Origin of the sequence: Streptomyces sp. NPDC005483 (assembly GCF_040606035.1) — a bacterium.
Lineage (GTDB): Bacteria > Actinomycetota > Actinomycetes > Streptomycetales > Streptomycetaceae > Streptomyces.
The window spans coordinates 121,116-145,611 of the sequence record NZ_JBEXEA010000021.1 but is presented as its reverse complement, the minus strand read 5'-3'; the positions used below and the strand labels follow the sequence as shown (position 1 = coordinate 145,611).

The following is a 24,496-nucleotide window of genomic DNA, read 5'->3' as shown; positions in this document are numbered from 1 at the left end:
AGCTGTTCGATGAACACACCGCCTTCCCCACCGAACTCACCGCCGCAGCTTGACACGTTGAGCGCCTGAGGTGTCTATCCTGCCGCACTCGACCTCCCTCACGACCTGGTCGAGTGGGTCACCATGCTCATCGTCACCCGCGAAGGTGACCGACGGTGCAAACTCCCGCCGCACCAGCGTGCGCTCGTCGCTCTGGTGTACCTGCGCCGCCACGACACCCTCGCCCCGATCGCGGCCGGGTTCGGCATATCCGTCGGAACCGTCCACGCGTACGTCACCAGCGTGACCGGCCTGCTCGCCGAACGAGGCCCCGGCCTGCTCAAGACGGTGCGCGAGCACGATCCGGACTTCGTTCTCCTGGACGGCACACTCGCCGAGTGCGACCGCGTCGGTGACAACCGGGCGAAGTACTCGGCCAAGCACCGCCGGCACGGCGTCAACGTCCAGGTCCTCACCGATCCGGTCGGCGAGCTGCTGTGGATCTCGCCCGTCCTGCCGGGTCGCACCCACGATCTGACCGCAGCCCGCACCCATCGCATCATCCGGATCTGCGAACGCCAGGGTGTCCCTGTCCTCGCCGACCGTGCCTACACCGGCGCCGGCCCCTGGGTCACCACGGGACTCAAACGGCCACCGAGGCGGCGAGCTCACCCTCACCCAGCGCACCGTCAATCGGGCCCTGGCCGCGGCCCAGGCACCGGTCGAACGCGGCATGGCACGGCTGAAATCCTGGCAGATCTTCCGCAGATCCCGCATCAGCCCGAACCGCATGACCGTCATCGCCAAAGCCGTCCTCACCCTGGAGAGGCAACGCTGAAAACGCTCACTGTCTACGCTTCGACACCAGCGACTGACCCAGCGGCCGAGCACATCGTGGAGACCGACCTCGACGTGCCAACCGGTCGGCTCACCATGTCCGGCCCCGGCACCGACCCTGCCGACGGGCCGAGCCTGACTGTTCCCGCTGGGCTGCTACGTGCTCGGGTCTCTTACGTCCCGGCCGGACCACCACGGGTCGGCACTGGTGGGGGTTCCGGTGAGCACTTTCTGTATCAGGTGGATCTCTGGCCCTCCGACCGGGCGTACGGACTCGTCATCGTCAAGCAAGGGCCGGAGGCCTGGGGAGGGTAGGTCCTCATCTACTGCTCGCCTGCCGGCTGAGCCCTAGGTTGTGCAGGCGGGCGATGCCTCTCATCGCGTGATGGACGCCGTCGCCCTTCAAGCGGCAGTCGCGGAGGATCTTCCAGGTCTTCATGCGGGCGAAGGCGTGCCGGCCACGCATGAGAATGCCCCATAGACGGTGTGCCGCCTGGTGCGATCGGCGAAGCGGCGTCACTTGATCGGCTTCAGACGGGCGGGTACACGGGTGGCTACAGGTCTCGGTTGTCTGGAGGGCAAAGCTCCCCCCCAGACAACCGACTTGAAGCTCTAGAAGAACCCAAGTTTCTTCGGGCTGTACGAAACAAGAAGGTTCTTCGTCTGCTGGTAGTGCTCCAGCATCATCTTGTGCGTCTCCCGCCCGATCCCCGACTGCTTGTACCCGCCGAACGCCGCATGCGCCGGATACGCGTGGTAGCAGTTGGTCCAGACGCGGCCCGCCTGGATCGCCCGTCCTGCCCGGTACGCCGTGTTCATGTCCCGGGTCCACACGCCCGCGCCGAGGCCGTACAGCGTGTCGTTGGCGATCTTCATGGCGTCGTCGAAGTCGTCGAAAGACGTCACCGAGACGACGGGGCCGAAGATCTCCTCCTGGAAGATCCGCATACGGTTGTCACCCTCGAAGATCGTCGGCTGGACGTAGTAGCCGCCCTTCAACTCGCCGTCGTACTCGATGCGTTCACCGCCGGTGAGGACCTTCGCGCCCTCCTGCCGGCCGACGTCCAGGTAGGAGAGGATCTTCTCCAGCTGGTCGTTGGAGGCCTGGGCGCCGATCATCGTGTCGGTGTCGAGGGGGTGACCCGGCTTGATGAGCTCGGTGCGGGCGACGGCCGCCTCCAGGAACTCGGCGTAGTTGCCGCGCTGGATCAGGGCCCGGGAGGGGCAGGTGCAGACCTCGCCCTGGTTGAGGGCGAACATCGTGAACCCCTCGAGCGCCTTGTCACGGAAGTCGTCGTCCCGCGCCCAGACGTCGTCGAAGAAGATGTTCGGCGATTTGCCGCCGAGTTCGAGGGTGACCGGCTTGATGTTCTCCGAGGCGTACTGCATGATCAGCCGCCCCGTGGTGGTCTCACCGGTGAACGCCACCTTGGCCACCCGCGGACTCGACGCTAGGGGCTTGCCCGCCTCCACACCGAAGCCGTTGACGATGTTCACCACGCCCGGCGGCAGCAGGTCCGCGATCAGACTCATCCAGTAGTGGAGCGAGGCCGGGGTCTGCTCGGCGGGCTTGATGACGACCGCGTTGCCCGCCGCCAGGGCCGGGGCCAGCTTCCACACCGCCATCAGGATCGGGAAGTTCCACGGGATGATCTGCGCGACGACGCCGAGCGGCTCGTGGAAGTGGTACGCCACCGTGTCGTCGTCGAGCTCGCCGAGCGAACCCTCCTGCGCCCGGATCGCCCCGGCGAAGTACCGGAAGTGGTCGATGGCGAGGGGGATGTCGGCTGCCAGCGTCTCGCGCACCGGCTTGCCGTTCTCCCAGCTTTCCGCGACGGCGAGCTTCTCCAGGTTCGCCTCCATACGGTCGGCGATCTTCAGCAAGATGTCGGAGCGTTCGGTCACCGAGGTACGGCCCCAGCCGGGCGCGGCGGCGTGTGCGGCGTCCAGCGCCCGCTCCACGTCCTCCGCGGTTCCCCGCGCGACCTCGGTGAAGGACTGCCCGTTCACCGGGGACGGGTTGTCGAAGTACTGGCCGCGCGCCGGCGGCACGTACTCGCCCCCGATGAAGTGGTCGTAGCGCGCCTGGTAGGAGACGATCGCGCCCTCGGTGCCGGGTGCCGCGTAACGGGTCATGCTGGCCAGCCTCCTTCAGCAGCGCCGCCCGCCGTTGGGCGGCTCTGCGCGTGAGGCTAGGAGCGCGGACGTTGCAACCACGTTGCCGTCGGCGCGGCCAGCTCCGACTCCAGCGCGGCCAGCCGGGCCCGAACGCTCGCCGTGGGCCGTACGGCCGCGAGGGCCCGCCACACCTCGATGTCGTCCTCGCCCCACGGCGCGTGCGCCCAGTGCGCCAGCAGGTCGGGATCCCGGCGGGCGACCAGCGCCGTCCGCAGCCCGTCCGCGATCCGGCGCCTGAGCCGCACCACCGCCGGCGCCTGCGAGGCCGGCAGCAGCGGACCGGCGTACCCCGTCGCCGCCGCCGCGACCGCCCCGCTCTCCAGCCGCCGCTCGACGATCGCCACGTCGGACTCGACCGGCACGGTCAGCCGGTACGGCCGCGACGCCAGTAGCCCCGGGCCCAACACCCTGCGCAGCCGCGCCAGTTCGGCTCGCAGCGTCACCGGCGTCACCGACTCGTCCTCGTACAGCGCGCACAACAGCTCGTCCCCGGTCAGGCCCTCCGGGTGCCGGGACAGCAGCAGCAGGATCTCGCTGTGCCGGCGGCTGAGCCTGACCCTGCGGCCGTCGCCGGCCAGCAGCGCCTCGTCGCGCCCCAGCGCGCTCAGCTCGGGCCTGTCGGTGGCCGGTTTCTGCGGGAGGAGCAGTGCCAGCTGGGACTCGGCGGCCCGCGCGACCGCCTGGACGAAGCCCAGGCTGTGCGGGTGCGCGAGCCCGTCCCCGCCGGTGATGTCCACGGCCCCCAGCACCCGCCCGGTCCGCGGGTCGTGCACCGGCGCGGCCGCGCAGGTCCACGGCTGCACCCGGCGGATGAAGTGCTCCGCCGCGAACACCTGCACCGGCCGGTCCACCGCGACCGCCGTACCCGGAGCGTTCGTCCCGACAGCGGTCTCCGCCCACCGCGCGCCCGGCACGAAGTTCATCCACTCCGCCTGCCGGCGGGTCCTCGCATGGCCCTCGACCCAGAGCAGCCTGCCGTGCTCGTCGCACACCGCGAGCAGGTGCTCCCCGTCCGAGGCGAAGGTCCCCATCAGTTCACGGAACAGCGGCATCACGTGTGCCAGCGGATGCTCGGCCCGGTACGGACCGAGGTCGCCGTCGCTGAGCTCGACGTCCGCGGTCCCGTCGGGCCCGACACCGGCCCGCGCGGAACGCCGCCACGAGTCGGCCACCACCGGACGCACCGGCCGCTGCACCGTGCCCGCCTCGGTGAACGTCTCGTGCGCGCGCCGCAGCAGCCGGACCCGCTCGGCAGGGTCGGCCCCCGGTTCCAGGGCCACCCAGGGATCGGTCAACTCGGCCTCCCGGAACACGATGCGGCTGGGGACATCGTCACTCCCGGTACGCGCGCAGACAACCTCTTCGACCGGCGTCACCAGAACGACGCCTCGCTCACACGGCGCCGACCATGCTCAGGTAACGCTCCCAGTCCCAGTACGGCCCCGGGTCGGTGTGGTCCGTGCCCGGCACCTCGTAGTGGCCGATGATGTGCGAGCGGTCCCTGGGGATGCCGTATCTCTCGCAGATCCCCGCCGTGAGCTTCGCGGACTCCTGGTACAGGGCCTCGGTGAAGTAGGCCGGCTTGTCCACCCATCCCTCGTGCTCGATCCCGATGCTGCGGGTGTTGTAGTCCCAGTTCCCGGCGTGCCAGGCGACGTCCGCCTCTCTTACGCACTGCGCGACATGACCGTCGGCCGAACGCACGACGTAGTGGGCGGACACCGCCTTCGCCGGGTTGCGGAAGATGTCCAGGGCATCGGTGTAGGAGGTCTGGGTGACATGGATGACCACCCGGTCCACATGGTAGGACCAGGGGCGGTCCGACGCCGTGAAGTTGGAGGGCGTGGCCGGCTGCCACTCGGCGAGCGGGTGGTCGACGGGCTGCGGGGTGGCACCGGCCTGCGCCTCGGGAAGCAGCGCGTACGGCACGGCGGCCAGGACGGCCCCCTTCAGCAGCCTCCGTCTGTCGAGCAGCGGTCTGGCGCGTTCCATGAATCAAGTGCCTTTCGTCTCAGCGGCGTTCAGCCAAGCGGGGTCACCGCGGTCTCACGGAGCCGGTCGTGCGCTCCGCGGTGAGTCTCGCGCGCCGGCAGCCGTTCCTTGCGGATCTCCGCCACGCGGGTGTGGTTGGTGTCGCGGACGAAAGGACCTCGCGAAGACCGCTCGTCCGCCGCAGCTGCGTGCCTCGGCTGAATCACGGTACGGCGGCTGCCCATCGGGCGGAGGAGTGCTCGGTGTTCCGGTGGACGACGTCGGGAATGTGGACAACCCGGTCACCCGATCGGGTGAGTTGACAGGCACTCAGGCCCGTTCGCAGGCGCTCAGGCCCGTTCGCCCACGACCGCCGGGTCGTCCAGCACGGCCCGCACCACCGAGTGCGCGGCCCCCAGCAGCGGACCCTCCGAGCCCAGGCCGGACACGGACACCGGGCAGGCCGGGCCCGCCGTGCGCCGGGCCAGCTCGTCCCGTAGGGAGGGCAGCAGCCAGGGCGCGAGCCCGGCCAGCGCACCGCCGAGCACCACGGCTTCGGGGTCCAGCAGATTGACCGCCCCGGTGAGCGCGATGCCGAGCGCCTCCCCGGCCTCGCGCAGGGCGCTCCGTACGTCCTCGTCGCCGTCCGCGGCGTGCTGCGCGAGGAGTCCGACCCGGTCCTCGCCCGGTTCCAGACCGGCCGCCCGCAGCACCGCCTCCTCGCCGGCGTACTGCTCCAGACAGCCGCGTCCGCCGCACGGGCACCGGGGCCCGTCGGGACGGACCGGAACATGGCCGAGTTCGCCCGCGAAACCGCGGGTGCCGCGCAGCAGTCGCCCGTCCACGACCAGGGCCGCGCCGATGCCGATCTCCGCCGAGACGTGCAGGAAGTCGCGGGGGGTGCCGTCGCCGAGCCAGAGTTCGGCCAGCGCGCCGAAGTTGGCCTCGTTGCCCACGGTCAGCGGGAGGTCCTCGGGCAGCAGAGTGCTCAGGTCCGTGTCGTGCCAGTCGAGGTTCGGGGCGCGGACGACGGTCCGGGCGTCCCGCGCGACCAGACCGGGCACCGCCACCGCGAGACCGGCGGGCCACAGGCCCTCGCCCTCCGCCTGAGCCACCACCTGGCGCACCAGCGAGGCGAGTTCGGCGATCACGGGCTCGGGGGAGCGGCCCCGGTTCGCGCCGTGCCGCACCGCCCGGGAGCGCACCTGTCCGCGCAGATCGACGGCGCAGACCGCGAGGTGGTCCACGCCGATCTCGGCGCCTATCCCGGCAGGTCCGTGCCCGCTGACGGCGAGCGCGGAGCCCGGCCTGCCGACCCGGCCGGGGCGCTCGGGGCCCAGTTCCTCGAGGAGCCCCGAGCGGATGAGTTCGTCGACGAGGGTCGACACCGCGGCCCGGGTCAGGCCGATGCGCGAGGCGACCGCGGCGCGCGACAGCGGTCCCTCGGCGCTCACGGTGTGCATCACACGGGCCAGGTTGCGGCGGCGCATGCCCTGCTGGGTGTCGGGCAGCCGGCGCCCGGGGCCCGCCGGGTGGGCGTCGTGCAGCGGTGCGGTCATGCCTCCCTCACCCCTCAGAGGTCCCCCGCTCCAGCAGCGGCGCCGCGTCGGAGAGTACCCCGGCGATCCTGGCCAGCGTCTCGTCGTCCCGCTCGACCGCCTCCAGCACCGGACCGGCGGCGGTGTTCCAGCGCCGGGCGACCGCACCCGGGTCCTCCCCGGTCAGCAGCCCCGCGGCCTGTGCGGCGGCGCCGAGGGCGACCAGTTCCTTGGCCTCGGGCACCTGGACGGGACGTCCCGAGAGGCGTCGTACGGTCTGCTGCCAGGCCGTGCCCCGGGCGCCGCCGCCGATCAGCAACAGCGGTGTCGAACGGTCCGCGTCCGCGTCGAGCACCAGGTCCAGCGCCCCGAGCAGCGCCTGAACCGCACCGTCGTAGGCGGCCTGGAGGAGCTGGCCGCCGGTGGTGTCGTGGCGCAGGCCGTGCAGCAGCCCGGAGGCGTTCGGCAGGTTCGGGGTGCGCTCGCCGTCCAGGTAGGGCAGCAGGGTGACCCCGGAGACCGGTTCCACGGCCTCGCGGTCCAGGCCCAGCAGGGCGGCGACGCGATCCACGGCGAGGGTGCAGTTCAGGGTGCAGGCCAGCGGCAGCCAGTCGCCGTGGGCGTCGGCGAAGCCCGCGACGGTCCCGGTCGGGTCGGTGGGGCGCCGCTTGGACACCGCGTAGACCGTGCCCGAGGTGCCCAGGCTCATCACCGGCGTCCCTGGGCGCAGCCCGAGGCCGAGCGCGGCGGCCGCGTTGTCGCCGGTGCCGGGGGCGACCAGGGTGCCCTTGGAGAACGGCAGGTCATGGCCGTCGCGCACGGTGCCGGCCACCTCGCCGGGCCGGACCACGCGGGGGAGCAGCGCCGGGTCGAGGCCCACGTGCGCGAGGATCTCGCGGTCGTACGACTCCGTCGCGGACGCCCACCAGCCGGTGCCGGAGGCGTCGCCGCGGTCGGTGGTGCCCTCCCCGGTGAGCCGTTCGGTGAGGTAGTCGTGGGGCAGGCGGACGGCCTTGGTGGCGCGCAGGGCCTCCGGCTCGTGCTCGGCGAGCCAGGCCCACTTCGTGACCGTGAAGGAGGCGCCCGGAACGCTTCCGGTCCGCTCCGCCCAGGCCTTCGGGCCGCCCAGCTCGTTGATGAGGCGCTGGGCCTGAGGTGCCGAGCGGACGTCGTTCCAGAGCATGGCCGGGCGCACCGGCTCGCCCTGCGCGTCCAGCGTGACCAGGCCGTGCTGCTGGCCGCCGATCGACACCGCGGCGGCCTCGCGGGCAGCGTCCCCGCACTGGCGCAGGGCCTCGGACAGCGCGTCCCACCACTGGCGCGGGTCGCTCTCGCGGCCGGCCCCGGAGGACACGGTGTGCGGTGCCTGGCCGCGCGCGACGACCTGGCCGGTGGCCGCGTCCACCACCAGCGCCTTGGTGGACTGGGTGGACGTGTCCACGCCGACGACGAGCGGACCCTCGGCTGCTGACATCGGGCTCTCCCTTTTTGCGCGGCCTCTTGGCGCGGCTCATGATCTTGATGCGGTTCGTGTCTCCCTCCGGAGACACCTTGTCTCTTCCCGGAGACGTGTGTGCATACTAATTTGTAAACCGCCATGACGAAATAGTCCGGAGCAGCAAGGAGCCGCGTCATGAACTACCAGCCCACCCCCGAGGACAGGTTCACCTTCGGCCTGTGGACCGTCGGCTGGCAGGGAAGGGACCCGTTCGGCGACGCCACCCGCCGTGCCCTCGACCCGGTCGAGACGGTGCAGCGCCTGGCCGAGCTCGGCGCTCACGGCGTGACCTTCCACGACGACGACCTGATCCCCTTCGGGGCGTCGGACAGTGCGCGTGAGGGCCACATCAAGCGCTTCCGCGAGGCCCTGGACGCGACCGGCATGAAGGTGCCGATGGCGACCACCAACCTCTTCACGCACCCCGTCTTCAAGGACGGCGCGTTCACCGCCAACGACCGCGACGTGCGCCGGTACGCGCTGCGCAAGACGATCCGCAACATCGACCTGGCGGTCGAGCTCGGCGCCGAGACCTACGTCGCCTGGGGCGGCCGCGAGGGCGCCGAGTCCGGCGGGGCCAAGGACGTGCGCGTCGCCCTCGACCGCATGAAGGAGGCCTTCGACCTCCTCGGCGAGTACGTCACCGAGCAGGGCTACGACCTGCGCTTCGCCATCGAGCCCAAGCCGAACGAGCCGCGCGGCGACATCCTGCTGCCCACGGTCGGCCACGCGCTCGCGTTCATCGAGCGCCTGGAGCGCCCCGAGCTGTACGGCGTGAACCCCGAGGTCGGCCACGAGCAGATGGCCGGTCTGAACTTCCCGCACGGCATCGCGCAGGCCCTGTGGGCGGGCAAGCTCTTCCACATCGACCTCAACGGTCAGTCCGGCATCAAGTACGACCAGGACCTCCGCTTCGGCGCCGGCGACCTGCGTGCCGCCTTCTGGCTCGTCGACCTCCTGGAGAGCGCCGGTTACGCCGGTCCCAAGCACTTCGACTTCAAGCCCCCGCGGACCGAGGACTTCGACGGCGTGTGGGCTTCGGCCGCGGGCTGCATGCGCAACTACCTCATCCTCAAGGAGCGTGCGGCCGCCTTCCGGGCCGACCCGCAGGTCCAGGAGGCGCTGCGTGCCTCGCGCCTGGACGAGCTGGCCCAGCAGACGGCGGCGGACGGCCTGAAGTCGCTCCTCGCAGACCGCAGCGCCTTCGAGGACTTCGATGTGGAAGCGGCCGCGGCTCGCGGCATGGCCTTCGAGCAGCTCGACCAGCTCGCCATGGACCACCTGCTGGGTGCGCGCGGCTGAACGGAGTACACGCGCGTGTGCCGTCGGCCGTGAGGGGCCTTTGTCGACGGCACGCGCCCGTGCGCCGCGACCCTCGCGCGGAATGTTCCGGAATCGTGCGATCCACGGCATGAGGCCGTATCAACGTCCGCGCGGGGGTCGCCTCGTGAGCGGTTCGAGGTGACTCTGGGCGGTATGGCCACGCCGCCCGTACCGCCTCGGCCGCCCGGACCGCCGGGTGACACCCCGCCTCCGGGCGGTGGCTTCGGACCGCCTCCCGACGACTTCGGGCGCAACGGCCCGCACCCTTACGGCACCATGCCGTCGACCCAGCCGATGTCGGCCGTGGGCGACGGCCCGGGCGGACGCGGTCCCGGCGCCCCGCGACGACGCCCTGGCCCGTTGTTCGCCCTCCTGGCCGTGATCGCTGCGGCCGTGGCCGTCGCCGTCGTGGTCTTCATGGCATCGGGCAGCGACGACTCACCGGACAAGAGCCCGGCCTCGCAGACCAGCACCAGCGGTTCGCCCGAACCGTCGTTCAGCCTGCCCACACAGCTGCCCAGCGAGTTGCCGAGCGAGCTCCCGTCGCAGTTCCCGAGCGACATCCCCAGCGAGTTCCCGAGCGACCTGGAGTCGTTGCTGCCGTCTGCGTTCGGGTGAGTCAGAGGCGGTGCGGCAGCCGGACGTACGTCACCGTCGTCTCCACCCCGCTGTCGACCAGCCGGCCGGCGGCGTCGAACGCACCGGATCCGTCCGTCATCCCGAAGTCGTTGTCGTTGATCAGGGCGAGCGTGTCGTGGTCCACGCGCGCGACGCCCTCGATCTTCCCGGGCACGCCGGCGACGGTGCCCAGGTCGACGACCAGCTTCTTGGCGAGCAGGGGAACTCCCGAGGCCGCCGGATCGCCGAGCTGCTCCAGCGACGGGGACGTGGTGTCGTCGTCCCAGGCGCTGCCGAGGATGTTTGCGGACCGGTCCAGGCGCGCCAGTTGAAGCCGTGCGGCCTTGTCGGTGCGCTCCTCGACCAGCAGCCGGTCGCCGCCCACGGCGACCACCGAGGAGATCTTCAGCTCGGAGGTGTCGTCCTCATTGGGGTCCACCACGTTCACCGGGTCGAAGCGGTACGCGTACTCGGCGGTGACCGCCTTCCTCTTCGGCGAGAAACGCAGCAGCCGAGTCGTCCGTGAGGCCTCTCCGGCGGCTGTGTCCGGCAGGGACAGCGGGCTCTGCACGGCCAGCACCAGGTCGCCGCCGGGCAGTTGGGCGAGCCCCTCGAAGCCCCGGTTGATCTTCCGGTGCAGCAGGACGGAAGGCAGCGCCTCCACCACCGGGTAGTCGGCGCCGGTGAGGCCGAGTCCCTCGGGGACGTATCGCGTGAGGACCTTCCCGCGCGCGGAGACGTGCACCAGGCTCGGCCCGTACTCGTCGACGAGCCAGAAGCTTCCGTCCGCCGCCCGCACGACGCCCTCGGTGTCCAGGCCGTTCGGGTTGTACGACAGCGCCGTGAGCGCGTTGTAGCCGTACGGTGCCTCGTCGCGCCCCCGCTGGTCGGGTAGCCCGGTGACGGGCTTGCCGGAGGCGGTGGTGATCGGGATCGCGTCGAGCACCTTCACGGTGTCACCCGAGACGCGGATCCTCACGATCGCCGGGTCGAAGCCCGGGACCGGGAACGTGCGGCGCTTGGTGCCGGCCACCTTGATCTGGCCGTTGGGCCCGCGGTCGGTGACGGTCCAGAACTCGCCCTTGCGGCCCGTCGGGTAGATGTCACTGCCGATGCCCCCGAGGTCCACCCCGCGGTCGTCGTCCACCGTGCCCGGCAGCAGCCGGTTGCTGAACGTGCCGAGCGGGATGTCGCCGAGCGTCGCCGTACGCACGACACGCGCCTCGCCGGACGGGGCGCCCATGGCCGGGCCCGCCGCGATCAGGGCGACGACCAGGGCGAGGGGTACACCCGCCGCTGCGGTGCGTCTGACGGGGCGTCGGCCGGTGGGGCGCGGGGACATGGGGCCTCCTGGGGACCAAGTTCGCTGACATCGGCCAGATTTGGGCCCCGCCCGGAATGCCGTGCAACCGACGGGTGAACGGCAGGCGTCGGACGCGCGTCGGCCCGACCTCGCTGCGCGCGCGTGGCGCGTGCTCAGCCGCGGGAGCGGTGGGGTGGCCGGTGCGGGCCCAGTCCTTGAAGCACATCGCCGAGTTCGTCCGCCGTGAGCGCGGGGGGCGGGAGAGGCGCGACGGCCGGAGAGGCACGCAGACCGTCGAGGAGCAGGGCGAGAGGGCGGCGCCAGGCTTCGGGGTCGACGGCCGAGGTGAGGGAGGGAACGGCCCGGCCGAGCGCGGCCAGGGCGAAGAGAACGTCCTCCGTCGTGACGTCCGCCCGGATGCTTCCCGCCTCGCGCCCACGCCGCAGGAGCAACTCCATGGTCGCCCGGTTGTGGGCGTGCACGGCCTGCAGCGACTCGACGCCCTCGAGGTGTGTGGTCATCAGGTCGTTCGTCCCGCGATCGGTGGCCAGGACGGAGAACACCACCTCCACGTACCCCGCGAGCCCCGCCCAGGGATCCGTGGCCTCCCGAGCCCGCTCACCCGCGGCCATGGTGTCCGCCAGCGGGTCACGGAAGACCGCGTCGACCAGGGCGGCGCGGCTCGGGAAATGCCGGTAGAGCGTGGCGTTGCCCACCCCGGCCCTCCGTGCGATCACGTCCAGGGGTGCCTCCAGTCCCTGCTCCGTGAACACCTCGTGAGCGGCCTCGACCAGCGACTCCCTGTTGCGTCGCGCATCGCGACGCCGTACCGGCGCCGTCGCGTCGTCCGTCATGATCGCCCCTTCGCACTACCGGGGAGTGCTCCCCGGTAGTGATACTATCGTCGAGCCAGGAAGTGGGGAGTGGTCCCCATTTATCGTGGGAGGGGTGAGGTATGGGCAGTACGGCGCTCGTCCTCGGCGGGGGTGGTCACGTCGGCGGAGCCTGGATGACGGGGGTTCTCTCCGGTCTGTGCGACGCCGGTGTCGACCCCTCCCGCGCGGATGTCGTCATCGGGACCTCGGCCGGCGCGATCTTCGGTTCGCGTCTCCTCGCGGGGGAGCCCGCGCGCGAGCTGTACGAACGTCAACTGGCCCGGGCCGACGGAGTGGGTCTCGATGTGACTCTCACTCAGACGCTTCGCTTTCTGTGGGCCGCCCTGGGCTCCCGCGATCCCGAGCGTTCCGTGCTGCGCCTCGGGCACGCGGCGCTGAAGGCGCGCACAGGTCCCGAGTCCGATGTGTACGACGCCCTGGCTCCGCTGCTGCGGAGCCTGGGAGGCTGGCCCGACCGCGCACTGTGGATCACGGCCGTGGACGCCCACTCGGGGCAACTGGCGGCCTTCGACGCCGACTCGGACGTCACGCTCGTCGAAGCCGTCGTAGCGAGCTGCGCCGTTCCCGTCGTCTGGCCCCCGATCACCTTGCGCGGTCGCCGCTGGATGGACGGCGGCAGCCGCGCCACGGCCAACATCCACCTCGCCCGCGGCCATCACCACGTCCTGGCCATCGCCCCGATCCCCGCCGCCGTGGGCCCCCATCCCGGCGCCGAGCAGCAGGCGGCGGTCCTTGCTGCCGAAGGCGCCCACGTCACCCTCGTGACCCCGGACCGAGCCGCACGCCGGGCCATGGGCCGCGATCTGACGTCCGACGCGCGCCGCCCCGCTGCCGCCCGTGCCGGCCACGCCCAGGCGACCGCACTCGCGGCCTCGGTGCACGCGGTCTGGCGTGCCGAGAGGTAGGGGCCGGACCGGGACGCCATAAACCTGACGACCCCGACCGGAAGGAATCACCGTGCCCGCGCCCACTCTCGAAGAGCTGGCCCCGGACGGCCATGACCTGGCCGCGGACCCGTACCCGGTGTACGCCGCGCTGCGGGCCAAGGGCCCCGTGCACCGCGTCCACGTCCCCGGAACCGGTGAGACCTGGCTCGTCGTGGCCCATGACGCGGCGCGAGCCGCGCTGACCGACCCGCGCCTGCGCAACGACCTCCGGCATTCCTCGTCCTGGCGGAGCGACGGCGGACACGCCGTCGGCCGTAACATGCTGCAGACCGACCCTCCGCAGCACACCCGGCTGCGTCGACTGGTGGCGGCCCACTTCACGGCAGGCAGGATCACCGCGCTGCGACCGAGAATCGAAGCCACAGCCCTGGAACTCCTGGACGCGCTGCCGGAGCGGGGAACGGCGGACCTGGTCGCCCGGTACGCGCTGCCACTGCCTGTCACGGTGATCTGCGACATTCTGGACGTGCCCGCGGCCGACCGCACGGCCTTCCACGCCTGGGCCGACGAACTCGTCATGCCCACCTCGCCCGAGACGGCGAACGCCGCCGCGGCCTCGCTGACCGAGTACCTCGCCGGTCTGATCGCCCGAGGGCGCGAACGGCGGGCGTCAGGACTGCTCGGAGACCTCGTGGCAGCCACGGATCTGACCGCCGATGAGCTCCTCGGCATGGCGTTCCTGATCCTCGTGGCCGGCCACGAGACGACCGTGGACCTGATCTCAGGAACCCTCCACGCCCTGCTGACCCACCCGGATCAACTCGCCCTGCTCCGCACCGAACCGGATCTGACCGGCCAGGCCGTCGAGGAGTCCCTGCGCTACAACTCACCCGTCCACGCAACGGTGTTCCGCTTCGCGGCCGAGCCGCTCGACATCGGCGGCACCCGGATCGCGGCAGGCGATGCCGTGCAGGTCTCACTCGCCGCGGCCTCCCGCGATCCACTGCGCTTCCCCGACCCCGACCGCTTCGACCTACGGCGTCCCACGCGCGCGCACCTGGGATTCGGTCACGGTCCGCACCACTGCCTGGGCGCTCAACTGGCCCGCGCGGAGGCGGCCGTCGCTCTGCGCCTGCTGCTGCGCCACCGCCCCGCTCTCGCCTTCGCGACCGACCCGCACGCATTGACCTGGCGCAGCAGCATGCTCCTGAGGGGCCTCGCCGAACTACCGCTGTGGGTCGGCTGAGGCGAGCTCCGCAGAGGCAAGAGCCGTCGCCGGATCCAGGGCCGCCGCGCCCGCGAGTGTCCAGCGTCCCCGCTCCTTCCGGTACGGCCACCACCGACCGTCCCGACCCAGGCGCACCTGGGCCGACGCGTCGGCGGCCGTCCACCGGTTGCCGTCCGCCGTGAACGTCGGCCGTTCGTCCTCGTCCCAGGCGGAGTCCAGGGCGGCACACGCGCGTGCGAGGGTGCCGTCCGAAGGCTCCCATGTCTCCTCCAGCACGGACAGCGCGTCCGCACCACCGAGCCCCCATGCGCGCGTAGCCTCCGCCAGCGACTGGGAATCGCGCCCCGAGCCGGAGGCGAGCCGTTCCGCCAGCGCCTGGTCGGGAGCTGCGACGGCAAGGCGTACGGCGTCCTGGGCGACCGCCAATTCGGGAACGGAGGCGGGGCGTTCGGACGGCTGCCGAAGTGCCTCCGCGAGCAGTCGATGAGCCTCTGCTGCGGTCCTGGCGGCCAGATGGCGGACGGCGACGGGGTCGACTCCCGGTCCCGGCGGGACCTCGGTGTCCAGCGACGGCGGCAGACCGGGCTCCTCGGGCAGCTCCACGGGTGCGGGAAGGGGCGGCAGGATGTCGCCGGCCGCATACGCCTCGGCGGCATCCACCCCCTCCGGTTCGGCAGACTCCTCCGCGGGCACGGCGCTGCGCGCCTGGACATCGCCCAGGAGGGCGTGTTCTCCGCGACCGCGCATCAGCAGCAGCACGAAGGGGTCCTGGTCCAGCAGCCGTGCCACCTGGTAGCAGAGGGCCGCCGTGTGCCCGCAGTGGTCCCAGGCACCGCAGTCGCACTCCGGTTCCAGGTCGCCCAGCCCCGGCAGGAGTTCGATGCCCTCGGACGCCGCGTCCTCCACCAGATGCGGCGGCATCTCGCGGTCCAGCAGCGCGGCGACGTGCCCGGCCCGTTCGACGGCCAGGTCGAGGAGGCGGTCCCACTGCTCGGCCGGCAGCTCGGCCAGCAGGACGTCGGCACGGTGCACGGTGCGGTCACGGTCCAGGACGACGGCCGTGATGCGTCCGGGACGTACCGACACCGCGCCCACGGCGCCCTCGCGTGCGAGCCTGCGGCCCGTCTTCACCTGCGCCGAGTCCAGTGCGGTGTCCTCCAGCGCCCGCAGCCAGGCCCGGCCCCACCACGTCTGCGCGAAACCCCGCCCGTGCGCGGGCGGCAGCGCCGCGAACGTGCGCTCCGTGTCACCCTCGTGTCCGGTCATCGCGCGCCCCCTCGCAGTTCCACCAGATCGGCCAGCTCCGCGTCCGTCAGCTCGGTCAGTGCCGCCTCGCCGGAGCCGAGCACCGCGTCGGCCAACTCCCGCTTGCGGCGCAGCATGTCGGCGATGCGGTCCTCGACCGTCCCCTCGGCGACCAGCCGGTGAACCTGCACGGGGCGCGTCTGCCCGATGCGGTACGCGCGGTCGGTGGCCTGCGCCTCGACGGCCGGGTTCCACCAGCGGTCGTAGTGCACGACGTGCTCGGCCCGGGTGAGGTTCAGGCCGGTCCCCGCCGCCTTCAACGAGAGCAGGAACACGGGCACTTCGCCCTCTTGGAACCGTCGCACCATCGCCTCACGCCGGGCCACCGGTGTCCCGCCGTGCAGGAACTGCGACGGCAGGCCGCGAGCCGCGAGATGCCGCTCGATCAGACGGGCCATGCGCACGTACTGCGTGAACACCAGGACGCACGCCCCTTCGGCGACGATGGTGTCGAGGAGCTCGTCCAGCAGTTCCAGCTTTCCGGAACGGCCGGCGATCCTCGGCTGCTCCTCCTTGAGGAACTGCGCCGGGTGGTTGCAGATCTGCTTCAGCCCCGTCAGCAGTTTCACGATCAGCCCGCGCCGCGCCATGCTGTCCGCCCGGGAGATCTCCGCCAGGGTCTCGCGCACCACTGCCTCGTACAGGCCGGTCTGCTCAGGGGTGAGCGACACGGCACGGTCGGTCTCGGTCTTCGGCGGCAGTTCCGGGGCGATTCCCGGATCGGACTTGCGGCGTCGCAGCAGGAAGGGGCGCACGAGCCGGGCGAGGCGTTCCGCGGCGGCCGGGTCCTGACCGCTCTCGACGGCCTGCGCGTACCGGGCGCGGAAGGTGCCGAGCCGGCCCAGCAGACCCGGAGTCGTCCAGTCGAGGATCGCCCACAGCTCAGACAGGTTGTTCTCCACTGGGGTTCCGGTGAGCGCCACGCGTGCGCGTGCCCCGATCGAGCGCAGTTCTCGTGCGGTCGCCGAGTACGGGTTCTTCACGTGCTGCGCCTCGTCCGCCACGACCATCCCCCACGCGGTTTCGCCGAGCCGTGGTGCGTCCAGGCGCATCGTGCCGTACGTGGTGAGCACGAACTCCCCGTCGCCCAGGCCGTCGAGCTCGCGCCGCGGACCGTGGAAGCGGCGCACGCGGGTTCCCGGTGCGAACTTCTCGATCTCGCGCTGCCAGTTGCCCATCAGGGACGTCGGACACACGACGAGGGTGGGGCCGGCGGTCGCCGGGTCGGTCTGCCGGTGCAGGTGAAGTGCGATGAGGGTGATCGTCTTGCCGAGTCCCATGTCGTCGGCCAGACAGCAGCCGAGGCCCGAGGACGTCATACGGGCCAGCCAGTTCAGGCCCCGGCGCTGGTAGTCCCTCAGGGGCGAGGCGAGTGCGGCGGGTTGCGGGACCGGCTCCTGGGCCTCCGGGTCCGCCAGCCGGTCCCGCAGGGCCGCCAGCCACCCGGTGGGCTGCACGTCGACCTTGCGGCCGTCGACGTCGGCGGAGCCCGTCAGAGCGGCCCTCAGAGCGTCGACGGGCGTCACCTTGTGGTCCTGCCGGTCACGGGCCCGGCGCACCTCCTGCGGGTCGACCAGCACCCACTGGTCACGCAGTCGCACCACAGGACGGTTGGCCTCGGCGAGCCGGTCCAGCTCCTCGCGCGTGAGCTGCTGGTCGCCCAGCGCGAACCACCAGTCGAACGCGAGCAGGGCGTCGGCGGACAGGAACGACGGAGCGTCCGACTCCACGCGGTCGCGGTCGTCCGGCGGACCGATCCTCGCGCGCGTGGTGAGCTTTCTGGCCATGTCCTTCGGCCAGTGCACCTCGACGCCGAGGTCGAAGAGAGCTCGCGCGCCCGCGCCGAGCAGATCGGTGATCTCCTCGTCGGCGAGTTCGACCGCGTCCGGGACGGCCGCCGAGAGCAGCGGGGCGAGCGGGGGCCACGCGCGTGCAGCCCTGCGGAGCGCGAGCAGGCCGTCCATCCGCGCGTGGGAGCCGAAGGCACTGGCGCCGCCCCACACGTCGGCGGCGTCGGCCACGATCGTCGGATCGCTCACGCTGTGCACCTGGAGAACGGCCCGGAAGACCGGTGCCTCACCGGTGGCCAGGCCGCGCACCTCGATCCGCAACGAGACGCGTACGCCCGCGTCGTGGCCCGCCGCGACATCCGCCGCCCACGCACGCTGCTCGGGCACGTGCTGTGCTTGCTGGACGGCGTAGACGGGTCCGCCCGTCACGAGGGGTGCCGCGGGGGAGCGGGGCAGGGCGTCGCCGACGGCGTCCAGGAAAGCACGCAGCAACTGTTCGGGGCCGGGCAGCCGGAGCGGTCCGGCGGTGCTCAGCGGTACGGCGTGCGCCTCGGGCGGCATCGCCGCCGCGAGCCGGCGGACCCGCTCGACGTCCGCGGCGCCCAGGGGACCCACACGCCAGGCGTCGTGGTCGGTGGGGGACAGACCGGGCAACAGCAGCCCGCGGGCCACGCACTGCAGGGCAAGGACGGCCGCGGCACCCCAGAAGACGGTGGCCCGGTGCCCGTGCGTGGAGGTACGCGCACGCGTGAGGACCGGCAGGGCGGCACGGACCGGGAGCAGCGCCGCCGGCAGGCTCACCAGCTCCACACCGCCGTCGCCGGGAACGACGAGCGCCAGGTCCTCGACCGTCCCCGCCGCGACCGGCGGCGGCGGAGCACCGTCGAGCCGCCAGAAGGCCACACGGCCCGTGCGGGCCGGGTCGCCGGGCACGAACGCGGAGCAGCACGAGGCCAGTTCGGAGATCTCGGACGGTGATGCCGCGGGGAACCTCTGCACAGAGATCGCGGGACTCCTCAAATTTGACTACGTCGTCGGGGTGGTCGAGGGTACATCATCTCTCAGGCATGTCGGACCGTGGTCTAGGTCACTCTCGCCGGGGGTGTCGTCAACCCCCCTGTGTGCCCGGTGCTGCCCCCAGTGCATACACGGGGGGTTGCCGCATGGTCGCGGCAGGTCACCGTTTCGTACATTTCCTCAGGTCAGCGCGTTTCCTGAGAGAGCCGGAGTCCGGACATGCCCCAGAGCGCCGCAACCGTCGCACCTCACCCGCGCGGTACCTCCGGCTCCCCGCCCGGTGGAAGTGATTTCGCACCGCTCCTGCGCGCGGTGAGGGGCCAGGGCCTCCTGGACCGCCGCCACGGCTGGTACGCCCGGGCCGTCGCCGTCAACGCGCTCGCCCTCGCCGGGCTCGTGACAGCCGTCGCCCTGTCCGGCGACTCCTGGTGGACCCTGCTGCTGGCCCCGCTCCTCGCCGTGTTCTGCGCCCGCACCGCCTTCATAGGGCACGACGCGGGCCACGCACAGATCACCGGCGACAAGGCGGTCGGCCGCGTCATCGGCCTCATCCACGGCAACCTGCTGCTCGGCATGAGCTACTCCTGGTGGAACCACAAACACAACCGCCACCACGCCAACCCCAACCACATCGACAAGGACCCCGACGTCGCCGCCGACGTCCTCGTCTTCACCGGAGAACAGGCGAAGGCACGCACCGGCTTCAGGCGCCGGCTCACCCGCCACCAGGCCTGGCTGTTCTTCCCGCTCACCCTCCTCGAAGGCATCGCCCTGAAGATCCAGGGCTTCCGGGATCTGCGCCGACAGGCGCCGGGGGAGCGTGCCGCGGAGGGTACTCTCCTGGTGACCCACCTCGCTGCCTACGCCACGCTGCTGCTGACCACCATGTCCCCCGCGAAGGCGCTCGCCTTCGCGGTGATCCACCAGGCGCTGTTCGGCCTGCACCTCGGGATGGCCTTCGCCCCCAACCACAAGGGCATGGAGATGCCGGACCCGGACGGCGAGTCCTGGGGCCACCTGCGCCGCCAGGTGCTCACCTCCCGCAACATCCGCGGCGGCATCCTCACCGACTGGTTCCTCGGCGGCCTCAACTACCAGATCGAGCACCACCTCTTCCCCAGCATGCCCCGGCCCCACCTGCGCCTCGCGCAGCCACTGGTACGCGCCCACTGCCGAGATCTGGGTATCCCCTACACGGAGACCGGACTCGTCGACTCCTACCGACAGGCCCTGAGCCACATGCACGAGGTGGGCGAACCGCTGCGGGCGGACCGCTAGGAGGCGCGCATCCGGGGCGTCTCGGGGCGAGGTCTCAGGGATGTCTCAGGGTCGCCATGCGGAACTGCAGGAAGCGCGGACCCGTTTTTCTGGTCAGAGAGCGGCAACCGCCGCGAAGGAGGCGACGCACATGTCGAAGAACGCGAAGATCGCCGCAGGGGGAGTGGCGGTCGGGCTGCTTCTGCTGTTCTGGCTGCCCTGGTGGGCCGCATTCCTGATCATCCTGGGAGTCCCGGCCGCCGCCTACCTCACACTGGACCCCTCACAGCGGCGCAGGCTGCGCCGCGTCACCCGCAAGGAACTCGGCCGCTGACGCACCGGCACCGCCCGGGATCCGACAGTCCCGGGCGGTGCGGGTGCGGCGACTCAGCTGGGACGTACGGCCATCTTGTCCAGCGCCTCCAGCAGCCCCGGCAGCTCCGGGCCCCGGCCCACCGGCAGGACCTCCCCGGGCTGGTCGTCGAGCAGCACGAACGCGATGTCGTCGGTCCTGGCCACCAGGGACCAGCCAGGACCGTCGGCGCGCAGCATCCGCGCGTCACCCGACGCGAAGGACGACCGGACCCGCCCGAGGGGCGGCGGCGAGTCCACGTAGGCGCGGGCCGCCGCGAGGACGCGCCGGACGCCGCTGTGCCCCTTGGGCGCTTCCTTCCGGGTCCCACCACCGGAGACCGTCGGTCCCGCGGCCTTGCCGCCCACGGCCTCGTCGCCGATGGCCCCGTCCTCCGAGGCGTCGCGGGCCGAGCCGTCACCGCCCGTTGTCCCGCCGGCCACGGTCTCGCCGCCCGGGGTCTCGACCGCCGCGGCCTTGTCGCCCCCTGCGGGCCCGCCGTTCGGGCTCAGGAAGGCCGCGTCGTCGATCTGTTCCCGCCACGTCGCCCACTGGAGCGCGATCTCATCAGCGCCCAGACGCCGCTGGGCGGACCCCCACGTGGACGTGTCAGGCGGCGTCAGTGGCGGGCCGTCGCCTGCCTCGGGATCGGGGTCGTGCGGCGCCGGCACACCGGGCGCGGCGACGGCGACCGCGAGCGGCCAGCCCGGAAGGGCGGCCACGACCGTGTGCTCCGCGGGCGACAGGTCGTACTCCATGCCGCAGTCCCAGGAGGCGATGGCGACGGCGACCAGCGACACGTCGTCGACGACGACGGTCCACCGGGCACCGTCACCGTCCTGGCCGATCACCAGGCCGTACCCGTCGGCCAGCGGTGCCAGACCGAGCGCCGCGCAGGCCTCCGGATAGTCGTCGCCCAGCACGCTCGGGAACTTCGCCGGCGTCAGCAGCACCGCCGTCAGCACATAGAGCGCGTCGTCCGCGGCGGCGACGGTGTCCTCGTCCGTCCCGGCCATCCCAGCCTCCCCATCGGTTCGTCCAACGGCGCGCACCCTAGTGTGCGAGGAAGGCGCTTGTCACGACTCCCAAGAACACCCGGAGCTGCAGTTTTCCGGCTGGACGGGGGCGAATCGACCCCTCCTTGCCGACCGCTCAGGCCGCCGGCAGTCCGAGGAGCGCACGTGCCACCGTACGCGGAGACTCGTCGCGCTCCCGCGCCAGGGCGATGACGGCCCGGCACGCGAGCTCGTTGACCCCGAACGACAGTGCCTCCGGCGAGACCCAGGCCGAGGTCTCCTCGATCCGGTCCTGATCGTCCTCCGCGCACGCCGAGACGTACGCGGCGGCGGCCTCGAACAGATTGTGCGTTCGGGTCTCCTGGCCGGTGGGAGCCTCGGTGCGCAACGAATTGACGAATCTGGTGCTGGACCTGCGGATCCTGCCCCACATGCCGACCACCTTCCCCCTGCGTGATGTGATCCCGTCGGACGTTCGTCTCTGCTACCCAACGTAGAGTCGGAACTCCGCCCGCAGAAGGGGCGGACGGCCCGATACGGGGTGTTCTCCTGTCGCCCGGATGGGCCGGAAAACGGTCGACCAGCTGTGCGGGACGCGATACTTGTGTCTTCTCGCGAGTTGGCGACCAAGGGGGTGGTCCGGTGAACTCTGCCGGAGAGGCAGGCCGTTGGGGAGAAGACGGCGGCAGGGGCGGACGGCATGCCGTCGTCGTGGGCGGGAGCCTCGCAGGGCTTCTCGCGGCGCACGTCCTGGCCGGGCACGCCGACCGGGTGACCGTCGTCGAGCGCGACCGGTTCCCGGAGGGCCCGGCGCCACGGCCCGGCGTGCCCCAGGGCCGACATCCGCACGTTCTGCTCCAGGGCGGACAAACGGCCCTGGAATCGCTGCTGCCGGGGTTCCTGGCGGAGCTGCGGGAGGCGGGGGCGCCTCGGGTGGGCATGCCGACCGACATGGTGCTGTGGCAGAGCGGCCGCTGGTTACGGCGGGTGCCGGCGACCACGCACATCTACACCGGCTCCCGCGCGCAGCTCGAGGAACTTGTGCGGCGGCGGATCCTCGCCGACCCGGTGATCAGCGTGCTGGAGGGGACCGACGTCGTCGGGTTCCTCGGTGACGCCACGCGCGTGCGGGGCGTGCTGGTGCGGGACCGCTCCGGCGGCACCCGCGCGGAGTCCCGCCCCCTTGAGGCCGATCTGGTGGTCGACGCCTCCGGCAGCGGTACGAAGGCTCCGCAGTGGTTCGCGGCGATCGGCGCCCAGGGTCCGCACGAGGAGACCATCGACACCGGTCTCGCGTACGCCTCCCGCGTCTATCGCGGCACGAGCGGCGCCCTCGACGGCGAGACCCGCGGCTACTACGCCTATCCCGACCCCGAGCAGGTGCACGCCGGTGGTGCGCTGCCCCTGGAGGACGGCAGCCACCTGGTGATCGTCTCAGGCCTGCGCGGCAACGAGCCGCCCACGGGAGACGACGAGTTCGTGACGTACGCCAAGAGGTTGCCGCATCCGCTGCTGCACCGGTGGCTGGACGAGGCTGAACCGCTCTCCCCGGCGTTCGGCTACCGACGGACCGCGAACGTCCGCCGACGCTACGACCTTGCTGGCCATCCGGCGGGATTCCTCGCCACCGGCGACGCCCTGTGCACCTTCAACCCGATCTACGGGCAGGGGATGGCCGTCGCCGCGATGAGCGCGGTCGCCCTGCGCGACGCGCTGGCCGACCGGCGCCGGACGCCGACGACACGGCGCGTGCAGCAGGCGCTCCTCGAGGCGTCCCGGTTGGCGTGGGACATCTCCGCCGGGGCGGACCGCAAGATGCCGGGCGCGGTCGGCACCGCGATCGACGGTGGGCCCGCGGACCAGGTCGCAGGGTGGTACCTGAGCCGCGTCCAGGAGCGGGCCCCCGGCGACCCCGTCGTCGGGCAGGCATTCCGTGCCGTCCTGACCCTCTCCGCGCCCGTCACCGCGCTGTTCGCTCCGGCCGTGGCCAGAGCCGTCCTGTTCGGCCCGCCCGCGCCTACGCCCAGCGAGCCGCCCGCGACACCGGAGGAGTCCGGGTTCGGGGCGCAGAGATCACTGTGAACCCCGGCGCCGGGTCCGCGCCTACGAAGAGCCCGCGTCGAGTGACGCGATCGTCTCCCGCAGCCAGCTGAGTTCGGCCCGGGACGTGGCGCGGGCGATGGTCAGCACACCGCGCCGGAAGGGATCGTCCAACTCCTCGGCGCTCAGCGGGCGGTCGCCCTCGTAGAAGAAGCTCGCGGGCTCCTCCAGGAAGGTGAGCCGGCGCCGCAGAACGGCCGCCTGCGCGCCCGCGTCGTCCAGGTGCCGGAGGAAGGCGAGGACCGTGAACCACCGGTTCTCGTCGGTGATGTCGCGCGCGGCCGGTTCGGCGAGCCGGCGGCGCAAGTCCTGGCGGCCTTCGCCGGTGAGCGTCAGGACATGGCGAGGTGCGGCCACGGCGCCGGGTTCTGTCGCACGGGCCAGCAGACCGGCCTTCTCCAGCCGCTTGATGGCCGGATACAGCGTGCTCTCGGCCACGGGGCGTACGTGACCCGCCAGCGCCGTGATGCGTTTGCGCAGCTCATAGCCGTGCAGCGGGGTGTCGTAGAGGAATCCGAGGATGGCGAGCTCCAGCATGGCCGCATTCTGCCGCATCGGCGCTGTACATCTCCGATGCACTACCTCGTCTACGTAATACATCGATGACGATGTATTGTTCTGGATGACTCACCGAGGGAGGGCACATGAGGCAGGCCGAGTTCGACGGCAAGGGCAGTTGCATCCGCTGGACCGAGACGCCCGGCGAGGAGCCGGCACGCGTGTACGTGCACGGCCTGGGAGCGGTCTCGGCCGTCTATCACGCGCACATCGCGGCCCGGCCCGAACTCGCGGGCCGCCGCAGCCTGTTCGTCGATCTGCCCGGGCACGGCACCAGCGACCGTCCCGCGCAGTTCGGATACACGCTGGCGGACCACGCGGACGCCCTGGCCGCCGCCCTGGACGCCGCGCAACTGACGGGCGTCGAGCTGATCGCGCACAGCATGGGCGGGTCGGTCGCGCTCGTGCTCGCCCACCGGCGGCCCGAGCTCGTCTCCCGGCTGGTCCTCACGGAGGCCAACCTCGACGCCTCGCCCCCGGCCACGGCCGGCAGCACCTGGATCGACGCCTACGAGGAGGACGACTTCGTCGCAGGCGCCCATACGCGCGTACTCGAGAAGGTCGGCCCTCTGTGGGCGGCGACCATGCGGCTGGCCGACCCGCGCGCCCTGCACCGCAGCGCGGCCGGGCTCAGGCGGGGATCGGCGCCCATGATGCGCGCGATCCTCGAAGGCCTGCCGATCGACCGCGTGTATCTCCAGGGCGAGCTCAGCGGCGAACTGGAGGGGCGGAAGGCGCTGGAGGCGGCAGGTGTGCGCGTGATGACCGTCCCCGGCGCCGGGCACAACGTCATGTTCGACAACCCCGACGCCTTCGTGGCGGTGGTCGCCGGGACGGTGTGAGCG

The 24,496-nt window shown here is 72.0% G+C and carries 20 protein-coding genes and 2 pseudogenes; 9 read left to right on the top strand and 13 right to left on the bottom strand.

From position 1 onward, the window contains the following. Positions 1-123: 123 nt before the first annotated feature. Positions 124-817: pseudogene (locus ABZT06_RS34205) on the top strand (transposase family protein). A 611-nt stretch (positions 818-1,428) separates the two neighbouring features. On the opposite strand, the gene ABZT06_RS34200 reads toward ABZT06_RS34205, so the two are convergent. The 6 genes and pseudogenes from ABZT06_RS34200 to xylB form a co-directional block, all read right to left on the bottom strand. Next, positions 1,429-2,952: an aldehyde dehydrogenase family protein gene (locus ABZT06_RS34200; RefSeq protein WP_355749909.1), complete on the bottom strand. Its 1,524-nt coding sequence runs from the start codon at positions 2,950-2,952 to the stop codon at positions 1,429-1,431. A gap of 56 nt (positions 2,953-3,008) precedes the next feature. Next, positions 3,009-4,289, bottom strand: a complete 1,281-nt coding sequence (locus ABZT06_RS34195; RefSeq protein ID WP_355749906.1) for a GAF domain-containing protein — start codon at positions 4,287-4,289, stop codon at positions 3,009-3,011. Between the two features lie 97 nt (positions 4,290-4,386). Beyond that, positions 4,387-4,986 (bottom strand): peptidoglycan recognition family protein, encoded by a 600-nt coding sequence (locus ABZT06_RS34190; protein ID WP_355749903.1) that lies wholly within the window; start codon positions 4,984-4,986, stop codon positions 4,387-4,389. Between the two features lie 29 nt (positions 4,987-5,015). Next, positions 5,016-5,135: pseudogene (locus ABZT06_RS34185) on the bottom strand (acetamidase); the annotation flags it as partial. Between the two features lie 180 nt (positions 5,136-5,315). Further along, a complete protein-coding gene (locus ABZT06_RS34180; protein ID WP_355749900.1) occupies positions 5,316-6,524 on the bottom strand; it encodes an ROK family transcriptional regulator in 1,209 nt (402 codons plus the stop codon). Positions 6,525-6,531: 7 nt separating this feature from the next. Continuing rightward, positions 6,532-7,977: a xylulokinase gene (gene xylB / locus ABZT06_RS34175; RefSeq protein WP_355749897.1), complete on the bottom strand. Its 1,446-nt coding sequence runs from the start codon at positions 7,975-7,977 to the stop codon at positions 6,532-6,534. Between the two features lie 159 nt (positions 7,978-8,136). Here xylB and xylA point away from each other — a divergent pair, with 159 nt between their 5' ends. Beyond that, entirely contained in the window at positions 8,137-9,303 is a 1,167-nt protein-coding gene (gene xylA, locus ABZT06_RS34170) for a xylose isomerase (protein WP_355749893.1), read from the top strand. A gap of 174 nt (positions 9,304-9,477) precedes the next feature. Continuing rightward, entirely contained in the window at positions 9,478-9,942 is a 465-nt protein-coding gene (locus ABZT06_RS34165) for a hypothetical protein (protein WP_355749890.1), read from the top strand. Position 9,943: 1 nt separating this feature from the next. Here ABZT06_RS34165 and ABZT06_RS34160 read toward each other — a convergent pair whose 3' ends face one another. Both ABZT06_RS34160 and ABZT06_RS34155 read right to left on the bottom strand, forming a co-directional pair. Further along, entirely contained in the window at positions 9,944-11,284 is a 1,341-nt protein-coding gene (locus tag ABZT06_RS34160; protein WP_355749887.1) for an esterase-like activity of phytase family protein, read from the bottom strand. A 134-nt stretch (positions 11,285-11,418) separates the two neighbouring features. Beyond that, complete coding sequence (locus tag ABZT06_RS34155) at positions 11,419-12,099, bottom strand: TetR family transcriptional regulator (RefSeq protein ID WP_355749884.1); 681 nt, start codon at positions 12,097-12,099, stop codon at positions 11,419-11,421. A 101-nt stretch (positions 12,100-12,200) separates the two neighbouring features. On the opposite strand from ABZT06_RS34155, the gene ABZT06_RS34150 reads away from it, so the two are divergent. Both ABZT06_RS34150 and ABZT06_RS34145 read left to right on the top strand, forming a co-directional pair. Further along, on the top strand, positions 12,201-13,046 hold the full coding sequence (locus ABZT06_RS34150; RefSeq protein ID WP_355749881.1) for a patatin-like phospholipase family protein: 846 nt from the start codon (positions 12,201-12,203) through the stop codon (positions 13,044-13,046). A gap of 52 nt (positions 13,047-13,098) precedes the next feature. Further along, positions 13,099-14,274, top strand: a complete 1,176-nt coding sequence (locus ABZT06_RS34145; RefSeq protein ID WP_355749878.1) for a cytochrome P450 — start codon at positions 13,099-13,101, stop codon at positions 14,272-14,274. Here the strand turns inward: ABZT06_RS34145 and ABZT06_RS34140 are convergent. Beyond that, entirely contained in the window at positions 14,254-15,522 is a 1,269-nt protein-coding gene (locus tag ABZT06_RS34140) for an SWF or SNF family helicase (RefSeq protein ID WP_355749875.1), read from the bottom strand. The genes ABZT06_RS34145 and ABZT06_RS34140 overlap by 21 nt on opposite strands. After that, positions 15,519-18,350, bottom strand: coding sequence for a DEAD/DEAH box helicase (locus tag ABZT06_RS34135; protein ID WP_355749872.1), 2,832 nt, complete (start codon positions 18,348-18,350; stop codon positions 15,519-15,521). The genes ABZT06_RS34140 and ABZT06_RS34135 overlap by 4 nt, the downstream gene beginning before the upstream one ends. Before the next feature lie 237 nt (positions 18,351-18,587). On the opposite strand from ABZT06_RS34135, the gene ABZT06_RS34130 reads away from it, so the two are divergent. Both ABZT06_RS34130 and ABZT06_RS34125 read left to right on the top strand, forming a co-directional pair. After that, positions 18,588-19,646, top strand: a complete 1,059-nt coding sequence (locus ABZT06_RS34130; RefSeq protein WP_355749869.1) for an acyl-CoA desaturase — start codon at positions 18,588-18,590, stop codon at positions 19,644-19,646. Positions 19,647-19,776: 130 nt separating this feature from the next. Beyond that, complete coding sequence (locus ABZT06_RS34125; RefSeq protein ID WP_037707795.1) at positions 19,777-19,959, top strand: hypothetical protein; 183 nt, start codon at positions 19,777-19,779, stop codon at positions 19,957-19,959. 53 nt (positions 19,960-20,012) lie between these two features. Here the strand turns inward: ABZT06_RS34125 and ABZT06_RS34120 are convergent, their stop codons facing one another. Then, entirely contained in the window at positions 20,013-20,993 is a 981-nt protein-coding gene (locus ABZT06_RS34120) for a hypothetical protein (protein WP_355749866.1), read from the bottom strand. Between the two features lie 136 nt (positions 20,994-21,129). Further along, the gene (locus ABZT06_RS34115) at positions 21,130-21,426 is read right to left on the bottom strand and encodes a hypothetical protein (protein ID WP_355749863.1); all 297 of its coding nucleotides are present in this window, start codon (positions 21,424-21,426) and stop codon (positions 21,130-21,132) included. A 278-nt stretch (positions 21,427-21,704) separates the two neighbouring features. On the opposite strand from ABZT06_RS34115, the gene ABZT06_RS34110 reads away from it, so the two are divergent. Beyond that, on the top strand, positions 21,705-23,075 hold the full coding sequence (locus ABZT06_RS34110) for an FAD-dependent monooxygenase (protein ID WP_355749925.1): 1,371 nt from the start codon (positions 21,705-21,707) through the stop codon (positions 23,073-23,075). 21 nt (positions 23,076-23,096) lie between these two features. On the opposite strand, the gene ABZT06_RS34105 is transcribed toward ABZT06_RS34110, so the two are convergent. Further along, positions 23,097-23,630, bottom strand: a complete 534-nt coding sequence (locus ABZT06_RS34105; RefSeq protein WP_355749860.1) for a PadR family transcriptional regulator — start codon at positions 23,628-23,630, stop codon at positions 23,097-23,099. A gap of 107 nt (positions 23,631-23,737) precedes the next feature. On the opposite strand from ABZT06_RS34105, the gene ABZT06_RS34100 reads away from it, so the two are divergent. Further along, entirely contained in the window at positions 23,738-24,493 is a 756-nt protein-coding gene (locus ABZT06_RS34100) for an alpha/beta hydrolase (RefSeq protein WP_355749856.1), read from the top strand. The last annotated feature ends 3 nt before the right edge of the window (positions 24,494-24,496 follow it).